A 13,042-nucleotide genomic window follows, 5' to 3' on the forward strand; every position below is an offset into this window, starting at 1 on the left:
CGGCCGGCTCGCTCGCGTGCTCACCGGCATCGGCGCCCTCATCGGCCGTGGCGGCCTTGGTGCTGCGGCGACGCGTGCGGCGCGGTGTCTCAGTCGCTTCGGTGGTTTCGCTGGCAGTGGAACGGCGGCGCGAGCGCGTCGTCTTGCGCGCGGGCTCGGCCTGCTCGGCGTCGGCCGACGACTCGTCCTCAGCCGGGGTCTCGGCACCCTTGGCGGCGGGCGCCGCGGTCAGCGCGTGCACCGGCTTCGACGCGGGCAGCGCGGTGGGAGGTTCCTTGAAAAGCGGGCCGTGCTCCTCCACTTTGAGCTCCACCGTGGCGCCGGCGGCACCGGCCCCGCGCACCACGCGGCGGCCCGTACGGCGGCGGCGCGTGGTGGCCGGCTGTTCGTTGGTTGATGGGAAATCGGTATTCGATGCGGTTTCGAGTGGCTCGAAACCCTGTTCTGTCTGTTCGGGCACAATGCTCCTACTGGTGGCGCCGTGCTGCAATCTTGGCGCACTCGTCCTGGCCCCATGCGGCCTCACGCCATACTCTCACCATGGCCGCGCCATGCAGGCGCCCGCTGGAAGCAATCCAAAAGTCAAATCATGCGGCAACGGACACCGGCGCTCGCGAAACTGATCACGCAGTTCGTCGCGAGGGGATCAACGCTGTCGGATGGAGGGCGATGTTGCAGGTATCGCCCTCTCTAGTATTGCACAACTCATGGTCGGGGCCGTACCGCCGCGCAAAATCATGTTCATGGGCATGGCAGCACGGCCGCGCGGACTGTGTCAGCCCAGCCAGTCGATGAGGATTCCGGCCATGAGTGCCAGATCGGAGTTCGGCACCTGCTCGTTGCTCTTGTGGGCGAGCAGCGGACTGCCGGCGCCCAAATTCACCGCCGGCACGCCGAGGATCGAAAAGCGCGCCACATCGGTCCAGCCGAGCTTGGCAAGCGGCTGGCGGCCGGTGCGCTCCTCGACGAGCTTGACGAGCGACTGCACGAGCGGGTCGCTCATGCCCGGGCGGGCCGACGGCGATTCGTCGCGCATCTCGATGTCGAAGCCGTGGAAGAAGCCGCCGGTGGCGGGGTGTTCGCCATTGCCGAGCTCGGATTCGGCACCTTCGCCGATCATCAGCGCCTTCGCCTCGGCGAGTGTCTTGTCTGGCGCGAACCGGTAGTTCACATGCACGCGGCATTCGGACGGGATCACATTGGTGCCGTTGCCGCCCGAAATCAGTGTGGCGTTGAGGCCCTCCTGGTAGATCAGGCCGTCCACGTCCACCGCCTCGTCTTTGTGTGCGACAAGGCGGTTGAGGATCTCGGCGGCCTTGTGGATCGCGTTGTCGCCCATCCACGCACGGGCGGAGTGCGCGGCCACGCCGTTCGCGATCACGTCGAAGCGCATCGTGCCGTTGCAGCCGGCTTCGATGCCGCATGACGTGGGTTCGCCGATGATCGCGAAATCACCTTGGATCCAATCCGGGTGGTCTTCCACAACACGGCCCAGACCGTTGTATTCGGCGGCCACCTCTTCATGGTCGTAGAAGACAAAGGTCAGGTCCACCTTCGGCTCGGCCAGTGTGGCCGCAAGGTACAACAGCACCGCGTCGGAGGCCTTCATGTCGGTGGCGCCGCGCCCCCACATCACCGGCGTGCCCGGGTACAGTTCGGCCACGTCCTTGTCGATGAGCGGGTCGCCAGGGGCGAGCCACTTCGGCGGGAAGTTGTCGAGCACCGGCACCGTGTCGAGGTGACCTGCCAGAATCACGCGGTGCGCGCGCCCCAGATTGGTGGACGCCACCACTGTGGCATCGTCGCGGCGCACCTGCAGGTGCTGGTAGCGCTTGAGGAAGCGCTCCACACGGTTGGTGAGCGGGCCTTCCGCGTCGCTCACCGAATAGACGGCCATGATCTGGCCAAGCAACGAGTCAAGGCCGTCCTGCATGGAAGCGTCCGGGTCAAGCACGATCTCGCGCGGCTCGATGTCGAGCGACCTGGATTGTGCGGAAGGCAGGTATTTCTTGGGATTGGTTTTGGTGTTTCGCGTGACCATGTGATATCTCCCGTGTGAAGTATCGAATCTGCGCAATATGGTAGTCACAGGTAGTCACAGGGCCGGGAAAGCAACAGGGGCGGTATGGCTGGATTGTTGGATGCGATGCAGGGATTCGCCGTGATCGGCATCGTGATCGCGGTGGGGTATGTGGCCGCGCGCATGCGTGTGGGCGGTTCGCAGGCGCAGATGGTGCTCAACCGCATGAGCTTCTTCGTGGCCACGCCATGCCTGATCTTCAGCATCCTGTCACGCGAGCGGCTCACCACGCTCCTGCACCCCTCGATTGTGGTGGCGTTCGTGGCCGCGCTCACCGTGGGCGCGCTGTTCCTGCTGTGCAACCGGCTGTGGTTCCGCCTGCGCGCGCCCGACGCGGCGATCGGCGCACTCGGCGCGCTGTACCTCAACTCGAACAACATCGGGCTGCCGGTCGCCTCATACATCCTTGGCAATCCCGCGCTCGTGGTGCCAATCGTGATGATGCAGTGGCTCATCTTCATGCCCGCCGGCCTGGCGGCGCTCGACGCCACGACGCGCGGCACGGTCTCCGTACGCGCGATGGTGCTACAGCCGCTCAAACAGCCGATCCTGATCGGCAGTGTGCTCGGCGTGGTCGTCTCGGCAATCAATGCGCGCGTGGGGTTCGACGTGGTGCCGGCGTTCGTGCGCAACCCAATCGGCATGATCGGCGAAGCGGCCGTGCCGATGATCCTCATGGCGTTCGGCATGTCGTTGCGCGGCGCGCGCCCGCTCGGCAGCAGGTCGGGCCGCGCGGCCGCACTGACCGTGGTGGCGCTCAAGAACCTGGTGATGCCGGCCGTGGCCTTCGCCATGGCCTACTGGGGCATGGGGTTCCGCGGGCCCGTGCTGTATGCGTGCGTCGTGCTCGCCGCGCTGCCGACCGGGCAGAACGTCTACAATTACGCCGCCAGCTACAACGCTGGCGTCGCGTTTTCGCGCGACTGCATCTTGGTGAGCACAATCGTCAGCCCGTTCGTCATCGCCACGATCGCGCTCGCCCTCGGCTAGTCGTCTGCGCGCGTTGTGGCGCGGGCCACGCGCGCTGCCGTACGGTTCGCGGCGACCGCGCCGACGATCACGAGCGCGTAACACAGCGCCACTCCCCCGACAAAGCTGATGAGCGGCCCGGGCTGCGTGAATGCGTTGCCGACGAGCGGCACGAGCAGCAGCGCCGAGCAGGCGGCCGCGAGCACGACGACGGTGTTGAGCGGCGTGAGCACTTCGGCGAACCGCGCACGGCGCAGCGTGGCCTCGCTTGTGCCTTCGAGCACGAGCATGTGGTATTCGTTGGCCTGGTCGATCACACTGGCCGACTGCATGACGCCCGAGCTGACCGCCGCGAGCACGCCGGCGAACGCGAGCGTGAGCAAGCCGCCGGTGCCGATGTCCTGCATCATGACCGTCGCGGCGGAGTCGACGTCACCGCCGGCGCTCGAACCGAACAGCGCGCACACCGAGGTGATGCCGGCGATGAACACGGCCAGGCCGATGCCGGAGACGTTGCGCCATGCGCGCTTCGGGTTGTCGAGGATGCGCCGCATGGCGATCATCGTGGCCGCGTTCTTGGGGCGGCGGGCGCGCGACCGGGCACGCAGCGTGACCGCGAACGAGCCGACGAGGTTGATCAGCGCGAAACAGCCGATGACCAAGCCGAAGATGATGGCGATCATGACGCCGGTGCCCGCGTTGATCAGCTGCATGTTCGACAGCACGGCGAGCGCGCCGACGAGCGCCACCAGGAAGATGACGAGCCGGACCGAGCTGGGCAGGGGCTGGCCTTGGCGCGCGGAGACGCCGAGCGGGGTGATTGCCACACGGCGCAACGTGAGCAGTGCGGAGACGAGCGCGAGCAACGTGACGCCGGCCACGGTGGCCACGAGCGCGATCGGCCCCACCCACAGTTGCGCGAACGTAAAGTGCTGGTTTTGGAACGTGAGCAGCATGATCAGCGGCATCAGTGCGAAGTAGCCGGCGATGCCGATGAGCGCTCCGCCGAGCGCCTGCAGCGCGGAGTCGAATGCGGTCAGGCGCACGACCTGGCTTGTTGTGGCGCCGGCGAGGCGCAGGGCGGCGAGGCGCGCGTCGCGACGTGAGGCGGCCAGGCGCGCAGCCGAACCGGCGAGCGCGGCGAAGGGCACGAGCAGCAGCAGGCAGGCGAATACCGCGAGCATGATGTAGGTGGATGAGAGGCTGGCTTGGTCGGAGGCGGCTTTGCTGGCGGCGATCGCATGGTTGTGCGCGGCGAGGGCGGCGGCGTCGCAGTTGCTTTTGCTCAGCAGGCATGGGATCGTGTGGTCAGGCGAGGCGCGCCAGATGAAGCCGTGCAGGCCGCCAAGCACGGTCAGGAAAATCGTGGTGGCTGCGGCGAACGCCACCACGGCGAGCAGTGTGGTGGAGTCGGCGGCGCGCGTACCGGTGCGGCTGGCGACCGGTGCGGGACGGTGGAACAGGCGCCAGAGTGCGAATGTGCTCATCGTGCGTCTCCTCCCTGCATCGGCGCGGGCCGGGTCTGTGGGCGTGGTTGTGCGGCGGTGCGCGGCGCGGCTGGGGTGATCATGCCGTCGCGCATCTGTACGGTGTGTGAGCAGTAGGCGGCCACGTTCGGGTCGTGCGTCACGAGCACGACGGAGGCGTTGTTCGCGCGCGCCGCGTCCATGAGCAGGCGCATCACCTCGTGGCCGGTCGTCTGGTCGAGCGCGCCGGTCGGCTCGTCGGCGAAAATGACTGCCGGGCCCACGCTCAGTGCGCGGGCGATGGCGACGCGCTGCATCTGGCCGCCGCTCATCTCGCCGGGGCGTTGGTTCATCAGCGCGCGCAGGCCGAAGCGTTCGAGCCACAGCACGGCCTGCGATGTGGCCTGCGCGTACGGCATGCCGCCGAGCATGAGCGGCAGGGCGATGTTCTCCACCGCGGGCAGTTCGGGCAGCAGCTGGCCGGATTGGAACACGAAGCCGAACGCGTTGCGGCGCAGGGCCGTGCGCGCGGAGTCGGGCATCGACGCCAGATTGGTGCCCCGGAATTGCACGGCGCCAGCGGTGGGTGTGATGATGCCGGCGAGCGCGTGCAGCAACGTGGATTTGCCGGAGCCGGAGGGGCCCATCACGGCCACGGTCTCGCCGGGGTAGAGCGTGAAATTGACGCGGTTGAGCGCAAGCGGGTGTGGGGCGAACGCGCCGGGGCCGCCCGGGGCGGGTTGCGCGGCGCGCGGTTTGGCGGCCTGCGCGGCGTAGTCCATCGTGAGGTCGGTGGCGGTGAGGATCGGCTGTGCTGTGTTGTTCATGCCTCCGACTCTATGGGCCGGCGGGCGGCGCGGGTATCGTGCGCGGGAATGAATCGGCGCGCATGGCATGCGCCTTCTCATCCTTGGGAATGAGGCGGCATGATGCTGGCTGCCGAAAACGCTGGGGGTGTTCGCCTGGGGTGGAAAACGCGCCGCTAGAGCAGCTTCCAGCTCGTGCGGTGTTCGTCGCAAGGGCCGTATTGCGCGATCGCGGCCCGGTGCTCCTGTGAACCGTAACCCTTGTTGTGTGCCCAGCCATAGCGCGCGTAGTCGGGGTTGGTTTCGGCGAGCCGGGTCATCAGGCGGTCGCGCGTGACCTTCGCGAGCACGGCCGCGCACGCCACGGAACCGCAGTGCTGATCGCCCTTGACCTGTGTGACGACGTGCGCGGGCATGGATACGGCCGGCGCCTCGAACGTGCCGAGCGCCTTGGTGATGTAGTCGTTGGGGCCGTCCAGGATCGCACCGACGCGCGGCATGCGGGCGGGGTCGAGCGCGTCCCAGTCCGCGGCGAGCGTAGGCTCCTGCGCGCCAGCCGCCGGCATGCTTCCCTGCGCGCGGAATACACCGCCGGATTGCGTGGCGGAGGTTGCGCTCGCGGCGTCGGCGAACGCGCCGAACAGCGTGCGCTCCACCGTGTCAAGCGCACGCAGGGCGGCGATGCCGAGCGCGTGCGAGATGCCCCATTCGTCGATCTCCGCGCTCGTGGCGGAACCGACCGCCCACGCGTCGGCCCACTGCTGCAATGGTTCGTAGAGCGCTTCGCGTCGGCGTTCGGTGAGCATCTTCGAATCGGCCAGATAGTGCGGCATGTCGTGCGCGGCCTGTGGCAGGCGTTGGGCGAGGAACGCCGCCGCACCCACCATGACCGGGCCGGCGAGACTACCGCGGCCCACCTCGTCGAAACCGACGATCACGCTGTAGCCTTCGCGCGCGAGCGACTCCTCAAGGTCGAATGTGGGGACTGCGGAAATGCTCATCGTTCCTCTTTTCGGGCGGGGTTGCGGCGTATGCTTTCCCGGCGGCATGCGGGTGGCGGATTGCGGCTGTGCGGTCAGCCGGTGGGTGCGCGTGTGGGCACATCGCGAAAGACATCATGATGCGCGCTGAGCCAGCCCATGCGGTTGAACGGCCAGTAGCGTACGAATGCCACGCCCTCCACATCATCGACCGGCACCAGACCCTGCGCGCCGTCGTTCGTGTGCGCGCGCGAATCGGCGGAATTAGCACGGTTGTCGCCCAGCACAAACAGGCGGCCGGCGGGCACGGTCACCGAAAACGCGCTGCGGCTCGGCTCCACGCCCGGTTTGAGATACGCCGATTCATCGATCGGCACGCCATTGATCACAATCGGCGCGCCGCCGCCCGCGCACTCCACCGTGTCGCCGGGAAGGCCGATCAGCCGTTTGATCAGGCGGTCGCTGTTGTGTGAGGCGCCCTCGTTCGCAAGCCAGTTGGCGGGATCCTTGAACACAACGATGTCGCCACGGCGCAGGGCGATCGGGCGCGGCGAGAGGTGTGTGGTGATCACGCGGTCGCCGGGCATGATCGTGTTTTCCATCGAGCCGGACGGGATCACGTACAGGCCGAACACGAACAGGCGCAAACCAAGCACGATGAGCACGGGCAGCACGCACCACAGCAGTATGTCGCGCAATGTGAACAGGGTGCGTGATCCGGCGGCGGTGCCGGGCGCGTCTGGCGCTGAGGCCGGCGCGGCATGGCGTGGCGCATGCGGATTGTGACGGGTATCGATGCGTGGGCGGATCTGGTGTGGATCCGGCGACAGTGGACCGGTTTCATGCCGCAGCGACGGCCGGTCTTCGGCATGAGGGGCCCGGTGGGGGTTCCTCGTCTGTGGATTGCTCATGCCGACTCCTTTATATATAGGCCGATGCGCGGTGATCGGCCCCGCAAGCAACCGTACGCCATTGTATGTCAGACAGCGGCATACGCCCAATTCTGCTACGGGTAGTGCCCTGTCCGAGGCTGACCGTCTGAAAACGCAAAGACCCCGGGTGGGCCCGGGGTCTTTTCACGAATTACCGCGTAAGAATCACTTGGCGGAATTGTCGCGGCGCTCGGCGATGCGGGCGGCCTTACCGCGCAGGTTGCGCAGGTAGTAAAGCTTGGCGCGGCGCACCTTGCCACGACGGACGACCTTGATGGAGTCGATCGTGGGGGCGTGCAGCGGGAAGCGGCGCTCGACACCGGTGCCGAAGCTGATCTTGCGCACGATGAAGGTCTCGCGCACACCAGCACCCTGACGGGCGATGACCACGCCGGTGAAGGTCTGGATACGGGAGTTGTTGCCTTCCTGGATCTTCACGTTCACGTCCACGGTGTCGCCGGGGCGGAAGTCCGGGATTTCCTCGGAGGCCTTCAGATGCTTTGCATCAAATGCTTCAATAGCGTTAACCATTGTTCCCTCGCTCGCTGCCGCATATCAGCGCAGTGGTTGGGGCGCCCGCGCATGGGCCGGCGCCTGAATCGCCACGGACCACTTCAGCCCGCGGGCTGCCAATCCGCCGAAAGTCAGGGTTCGGCTGGACCTTGTGACGCACTGGGCTATGCGGCGCCCCGCGCATCGGCACAACGGATGGTATTGTACACGCGGCCATGAACAGTGGCAGCCTTTCATGGCTGACCCTAGACGCCAACAGCCGCCGCGCCCCATGCAACAGCAGTCTGTGTCTACCGTCCAGACACGAGCAGCCGCCAATCCCTGCCGAGATGGTTGTGAATGTCTACCGTCCAGACACCGACTGCCACCAATCCCCCTCATGGCAGCAGTCCGCGTCTATCCACTAGCTGCCAACAGCCATCTGCACCCACACCGCAGCCACAGCAAAGGGGCGCGCAGTCCATAACGGACCGCACGCCCCTCGGATCAGCGACCAACGGCCGAATACGGCTCATCGGTCAACCGCACACGCGAATCAGAACTCGCGCACCTTGCGGTAGAAGTTGATCAGGCTGCGCGTGGAGGCATCCTGCGCGGCGAGTGCCTCGTCGCTTTCGGAGATCGCCGGGGTGATCTCCTTCGCGAGCTGCTTGCCGAGCTCGACGCCCCACTGGTCGTAGGAATCGAGGCCCCACACGGTGCCTTCGACGAAGGTGATGTGTTCGTAGAGCGCGATCAGCTCGCCGAGCGCGAACGGGTCGAGGCGCACGCCGAAGATCGACGTGGTCGGGCGGTTGCCGGTGAACACGCGGGCCGGGACGATCTCTTCCGGCGTGCCTTCGGCGCGCACTTCGTCGGCGGTCTTGCCGAAGGCGAGCGCCTTGGTCTGCGCGAAGTAGTTGCCGAGCAGCAGCTCGTGCATGTCCTGGTCGCCGTCCTTGAGCGGGTTCGGCGTGTTGGCGAACGCGATGAAGTCGGCCGGGATCAGCTGCGTGCCCTGATGGATCAGCTGGTAGAACGCGTGCTGGCCGTTGGTGCCGGGCTCGCCCCAGAAGATCTCGCCGGTCTCGGTGGTGACGGGCGTGCCGTCCCAACGCACGGACTTGCCGTTCGATTCCATCGTGAGCTGCTGCAGGTACGCCGGGAAGCGGTGCAGGTACTGGTCGTACGGCAGCACGGCGTGCGAGGCGACCTTGAAGAAGTTTCGGTACCAGACGTTGAGCATGCCCATGAGCACCACGACGTTCTTCTCGAACGGGGTGTTGGCGAAGTACTCGTCGATCTGGTGGAAGCCGTTGAGGAACTCCTCGAATCGCGCCGGTCCGAAGACGATGGCGAGCGTGAGGCCGACGGCGGAGTCGACGGAGTAACGGCCGCCGACCCAATCCCAGAAGCCGAACGCGTTGGCCGGGTCGATGCCGAATTCCTTGACGCGCTCGAGGTTGGTGGACACGGCCACGAAGTGCTTTTCGATGGCTTCGGCCTTGGAGACCTCGGTGCCGTCGATCGCGTTGCTCGCGGTGAGTTCCTCGAGGAGCCATGCGCGCGCCTCACGGGCGTTGGTCAGGGTTTCAAGGGTGCCGAAGGTCTTGGAGACGACGACGAACAGCGTGGTCTCCGGGTTGAGGTCGCGGGTCTTCTCGGCGATGTCGTTGGGGTCGATGTTGGAGACGTAGCGGGCCTTGATGCCGGCGTCGGCGAACGGCTTGAGCGCCTCGTACGCCATGACGGGACCCAGGTCGGAACCACCGATGCCAATGTTGACGACGGTTTCGATCTCCTTGCCGGTCACGCCCTTCCATTCGCCGGAACGGACTTTCTCAGCGAACGCGTACATGCGCTCGAGGGTCTCGCGCACATCCTTGACGGTGTCCTGGCCGTCCACGATGTACTTGCCTTCGTCTTCGGCCGGGCGGCGCAGCGCGGTGTGCAGCACGGCGCGGTCCTCGGTGTTGTTGATGTGCACGCCCGTATACATCTGCTTGGTGCGCTCGGCGAGGTTGACCTCGTTGGCGAGTTCGGCGAAGAGCTCCAGCGTCTCCGGCTTGATCAGGTTCTTGGAAAGATCGAAGTGCAGCGTGCCCGCTTCGAACGTGAGGTCGTCCACGCGGTTCTCGTCGTCCGCGAACCACTTCTTGAGGTCGATGCCCTCGGACTGCATCTCGTCGTAGTGACGCTGCAGCTTGGCCCACGCCTCGGTCTGAGTGGCGTCAACTGGCGGATTGATAGCCATATTTGGTCCTTTCATCATCATCAGGTGGAAAGCGCGGCTGCGCCCGCGGCGAATCCGCACGGCGGCGGCTGTGTCAACGCATGTTCCGCACACGTTCGCAACGCTTCACCGAACACCCACACTACTCATGAAATGCGACAGTGCCGCGCACGCCGCACGTCCGCGCAACGCGTGCCGTGCGCGGCGGAAAACCGCGGCGCTCGTTGCGGCGACTACAGCAGATCCTCACGCCCGGAGTCGGCGAGATGCTTGACCATCGCCTTGACCTCCTGGCTGCGCGCGCGTGGCGCGATGAGCAGCGCGTCGGGCGTATCGACGACGACCATGTCGTTCACGCCGAGCAATGCGACCGTTCGCCCCGACGCCGGCACCACCACGTCGCCCGCCGAATCGAGATACGCCACGTCGTCCACACTGCCGAGCACCTTGATGTTGCGCTCGTTCACGCTCGGCAGCAGCGCGGCGACCGAGTTGAAATCACCGACGTCGTCCCAGCCGAAGTCACCCGGGATCATCGCCACGCCGCCCTCCACCGAAAGTGGTTCGGCCACCGCGTAATCGAACGCGATCTTCTCAATCGACGGCCAGTACGTGCGCATCGCCTCGTCGCGATGCTCGTGGAAATCCGCGCGCGCGACCGTCTCGAGCTGGTTCTCGCCGCGTTCGTGCGCTTCGGCGCAGGCGCGCTCGAACGCGCGGTCGTCTTCGATGATCGCGTCGGCGATCGCGTCGATCGCGCGCGCGAGCTGCGGCTTGTGCGCGTGCAGATGGTCGAGCAGCACGTCTGCGCGCATGACGAACATGCCCGCGTTCCAGCGGTATTCGCCCGTGGAGAGATACGCCTGCGCGGTCGCGGCGTTCGGTTTTTCGACGAAGCGCTCCACAATGCACGCATCCGGCGCGTTCGGGATCCGCTCGGCGAGCGACGCGCCTTCGTGGATGTAGCCGAACGCGGTCGACGGGCGCGAGGCGGCGATGCCGATCGTGGTGACGTACCCGGCGCGCGCGGTCTCCACCGCCTGCCGCACCGCTTCGATGAATGCGATCTTGCCGCGGATCACATGGTCGGCGGCGAACGAACCGACGATGACGTTGCCGCCGTTGCGCCGCGCCAGCACGGCGGTGGCGAGTGCGATCGCCGCCGTCGAGTCGCGTGGCGCCGGCTCGGCGAAGATCTGGTCCGCGCCGATTTCGGGCAGCTGTTCGCGCACGGTGTCCACGTGGTAGTCGCCGGTGCTCACGCACACATGGTCCATGCCGCAGATCTGCGAAAGGCGGTCATAGGTGGATTGGATGAGCGTGCGGCCCTGGCCGAGCAGGTCGTAGAAGAACTTGGGCCGGCGCTCGCGGCTGAGCGGCCACAGGCGCGTGCCGGTGCCGCCGGCGGGAATGATGGCGTAGAAATCGTCGAATCCGTTGGTCATGGGGATTATTTTAGCGGTGGCGGTGGCAGCCACTTTTCCCGTCTGGCTTTCTGTGGATGCATCCTTCCCCGTTGCTACGGGTAGTGCTTCCACGCCTGAGGATCACACAGAATCGTTGGAATATAACGGATTATATGGAAGGCATACGCGAAAAAACACTACTCGTAGCGAAGAAGGCACTACCCGTAGTGAAAGGTGCGCGAGATGGGACTCGAACCCACACGACCGAAGTCACAGGAACCTAAATCCTGCGCGGCTACCAATTACGCCACTCGCGCGCATAGTACAAAACCCTAGGCGGCGAACACCACCTAGGGCCTTATGGAGCCACTTGACAGAATCGAACTGTCGACCTGCTCATTACGAGTGAGCCGCTCTACCGACTGAGCTAAAGTGGCATGCGCACAATTTGCATCTGCGCACAGAAAGAACATTCTACACATAATCGCAGGTTTGTCCAATCCCAACGGCGCAGACAACCCCGCACGGCGTGTCGCGAGATAAGACACGCGGTATCTACCCAGGTGACATACCATAATCGCGCATATTGGAGCACCATCACACAATCCAATCACTACCCGTAGCAGAATAGAAAACAACATCACCACACACAGAAGAACCGACACCATGCTCGCTATGCTCCAACCCATCTCGCTCCTGCTCATCATCGTGGCGGGCTATCTGTTCAAGCGCAACAACCTGTTCGGCCCGCGCGACTACCGCATTGTGCAGGTGGCGCTCTTCGACCTGGTGCTGCCGGGAGCGATTGTCTATTCCTTTGCCAAGAACCCGCACGACATCTCGCTGCTGTGGCTTTCCGCATACGGCTTCATTGTGGCGCTCGTGCCGGTCATCATCATCTACCTGGCCACATCGCGCCGCCCGATCGCCCAACGCGCGTTTCTCATGTTCAACGGCACGGGCCTGAACATCGGCTGTTTCTGCTTCCCTGTGGTGCAGGCGTTCCTCGGCAACGCGGCCGTGGTGCCCGCCGCGATGTTCGACATCGGCAACTGCGTGATGGTGGCCGCCGGCACGAATGTGATGACGCAGACGCTCCTGCACATCCAACCCGGCCTCACGCTCGCCGAACAGCACGCGGACGACGCGCCGACGCTCCCCTACTCACCACCCACCGACCGCGACGCCAAACGCCTGGCCCGCCGCGCGCTCGCGAAGACGATCGCACGCGGCTTCGTCGGCTCGGTGCCGTTCGACGTCTACATGCTCATGATCGCGCTGACGGTGGCCGGCTGGTCGGTGCCCACGTGGCTCGCCGACATGTTCGCGCCGTTCGCCAACGCGAACGCGTGCGTGGCGATGCTCATGGTCGGCATGCTCATGGACCTGCCCGCGAACAAACACGACATGCTGTCCGTGCTGCAGGTGATCGCCTGGCGGTTGCCGTTTGGCATCGCGTTCGGCCTCGCCGCCTGGTTCCTGCTGCCGTTCAGCCCGATGATCCGCGAGGCCACGCTGATGTGCTGCCTGGCGCCGATCGCCGTCTTCTCCACGCTGTTCACTGACGAAGTGCTGGGCAATGCGAAACTCGCCGGCTTCTCGCTCACCGTGACCGCCGTGATCAGCCTGCTGACGATGACCGGCGCGCACGCGCTGATCGCCGCGGGAATCCTGTAGG

At 65.8% G+C, this 13,042-nt stretch carries 10 protein-coding genes, 2 tRNA genes and 1 pseudogene; 2 read left to right on the forward strand and 11 right to left on the reverse strand.

Annotation, left to right across the window (positions count from 1 at the left end):
* Together OU02_RS04275 and dapE are read right to left on the reverse strand one after the other, a co-directional pair.
* Window positions 1-460: pseudogene (locus OU02_RS04275) on the reverse strand (hypothetical protein); the annotation flags it as partial.
* Between the two features lie 315 nt (window positions 461-775).
* A complete protein-coding gene (dapE, locus tag OU02_RS04280) occupies window positions 776-1,933 on the reverse strand; it encodes a succinyl-diaminopimelate desuccinylase (RefSeq protein WP_051918380.1) in 1,158 nt (385 codons plus the stop codon).
* 192 nt (window positions 1,934-2,125) lie between these two features.
* On the opposite strand from dapE, the gene OU02_RS04285 reads away from it, so the two are divergent.
* Window positions 2,126-3,070: an AEC family transporter gene (locus OU02_RS04285; RefSeq protein ID WP_033488991.1), complete on the forward strand. Its 945-nt coding sequence runs from the start codon at window positions 2,126-2,128 to the stop codon at window positions 3,068-3,070.
* Here the strand turns inward: OU02_RS04285 and OU02_RS04290 are convergent.
* From OU02_RS04290 to OU02_RS04330, 9 genes are all read right to left on the reverse strand, one after another.
* Window positions 3,067-4,536 carry an FtsX-like permease family protein gene (locus tag OU02_RS04290; protein WP_033488992.1) on the reverse strand — a complete coding sequence of 490 codons (1,470 nt, stop codon included), beginning with the start codon at window positions 4,534-4,536 and terminating at the stop codon, window positions 3,067-3,069. The genes OU02_RS04285 and OU02_RS04290 overlap by 4 nt on opposite strands.
* Window positions 4,533-5,342: an ABC transporter ATP-binding protein gene (locus OU02_RS04295; protein WP_080720565.1), complete on the reverse strand. Its 810-nt coding sequence runs from the start codon at window positions 5,340-5,342 to the stop codon at window positions 4,533-4,535. Before OU02_RS04295 ends, OU02_RS04290 begins: the two co-directional genes overlap by 4 nt.
* A 155-nt stretch (window positions 5,343-5,497) precedes the next feature.
* Window positions 5,498-6,322, reverse strand: coding sequence for a ribonuclease HII (locus OU02_RS04300; protein WP_033488993.1), 825 nt, complete (start codon window positions 6,320-6,322; stop codon window positions 5,498-5,500).
* Between the two features lie 74 nt (window positions 6,323-6,396).
* Window positions 6,397-7,212, reverse strand: a complete 816-nt coding sequence (gene lepB / locus OU02_RS04305) for a signal peptidase I (RefSeq protein WP_080720564.1) — start codon at window positions 7,210-7,212, stop codon at window positions 6,397-6,399.
* Between the two features lie 186 nt (window positions 7,213-7,398).
* A complete protein-coding gene (rplS, locus tag OU02_RS04310; protein ID WP_022858343.1) occupies window positions 7,399-7,764 on the reverse strand; it encodes a 50S ribosomal protein L19 in 366 nt (121 codons plus the stop codon).
* A gap of 517 nt (window positions 7,765-8,281) precedes the next feature.
* The gene (gene pgi, locus OU02_RS04315) at window positions 8,282-9,979 is read right to left on the reverse strand and encodes a glucose-6-phosphate isomerase (protein ID WP_033488994.1); all 1,698 of its coding nucleotides are present in this window, start codon (window positions 9,977-9,979) and stop codon (window positions 8,282-8,284) included.
* Between the two features lie 212 nt (window positions 9,980-10,191).
* Entirely contained in the window at window positions 10,192-11,403 is a 1,212-nt protein-coding gene (locus OU02_RS04320) for a mannose-1-phosphate guanylyltransferase (protein WP_033488995.1), read from the reverse strand.
* 196 nt (window positions 11,404-11,599) lie between these two features.
* Window positions 11,600-11,681, reverse strand: a tRNA-Leu gene (locus OU02_RS04325).
* A gap of 44 nt (window positions 11,682-11,725) precedes the next feature.
* A tRNA-Thr gene (locus tag OU02_RS04330) sits at window positions 11,726-11,801 on the reverse strand.
* A gap of 229 nt (window positions 11,802-12,030) precedes the next feature.
* Between OU02_RS04330 and OU02_RS04335 the strand changes: the two genes are divergently transcribed.
* Window positions 12,031-13,041 carry an AEC family transporter gene (locus tag OU02_RS04335; protein WP_033488996.1) on the forward strand — a complete coding sequence of 337 codons (1,011 nt, stop codon included), beginning with the start codon at window positions 12,031-12,033 and terminating at the stop codon, window positions 13,039-13,041.
* The last annotated feature ends 1 nt before the right edge of the window (window position 13,042 follow it).

The organism is Bifidobacterium pseudolongum subsp. pseudolongum DSM 20099 (assembly GCF_000771225.1).
GTDB classification, from domain to species: Bacteria; Actinomycetota; Actinomycetes; order Actinomycetales; family Bifidobacteriaceae; genus Bifidobacterium; species Bifidobacterium pseudolongum.

Bases quoted from the DNA above. Each gene is read 5' to 3' on its own strand.
- OU02_RS04320 (WP_033488995.1), bottom strand. From the start codon at position 11,403: ATGACCAACGGATTCGACGATTTCTACGCCATCATTCCCGCCGGCGGC.
- rplS (WP_022858343.1), bottom strand. From the start codon at position 7,764: ATGGTTAACGCTATTGAAGCATTTGATGCAAAGCATCTGAAGGCCTCC.
- lepB (WP_080720564.1), bottom strand. From the start codon at position 7,212: ATGAGCAATCCACAGACGAGGAACCCCCACCGGGCCCCTCATGCCGAA.
- dapE (WP_051918380.1), bottom strand. From the start codon at position 1,933: ATGCAGGACGGCCTTGACTCGTTGCTTGGCCAGATCATGGCCGTCTAT.
- OU02_RS04290 (WP_033488992.1), bottom strand. From the start codon at position 4,536: ATGAGCACATTCGCACTCTGGCGCCTGTTCCACCGTCCCGCACCGGTC.
- OU02_RS04285 (WP_033488991.1), top strand. From the start codon at position 2,126: ATGGCTGGATTGTTGGATGCGATGCAGGGATTCGCCGTGATCGGCATC.
- OU02_RS04300 (WP_033488993.1), bottom strand. From the start codon at position 6,322: ATGAGCATTTCCGCAGTCCCCACATTCGACCTTGAGGAGTCGCTCGCG.
- pgi (WP_033488994.1), bottom strand. From the start codon at position 9,979: ATGGCTATCAATCCGCCAGTTGACGCCACTCAGACCGAGGCGTGGGCC.
- OU02_RS04335 (WP_033488996.1), top strand. From the start codon at position 12,031: ATGCTCGCTATGCTCCAACCCATCTCGCTCCTGCTCATCATCGTGGCG.
- OU02_RS04295 (WP_080720565.1), bottom strand. From the start codon at position 5,342: ATGAACAACACAGCACAGCCGATCCTCACCGCCACCGACCTCACGATG.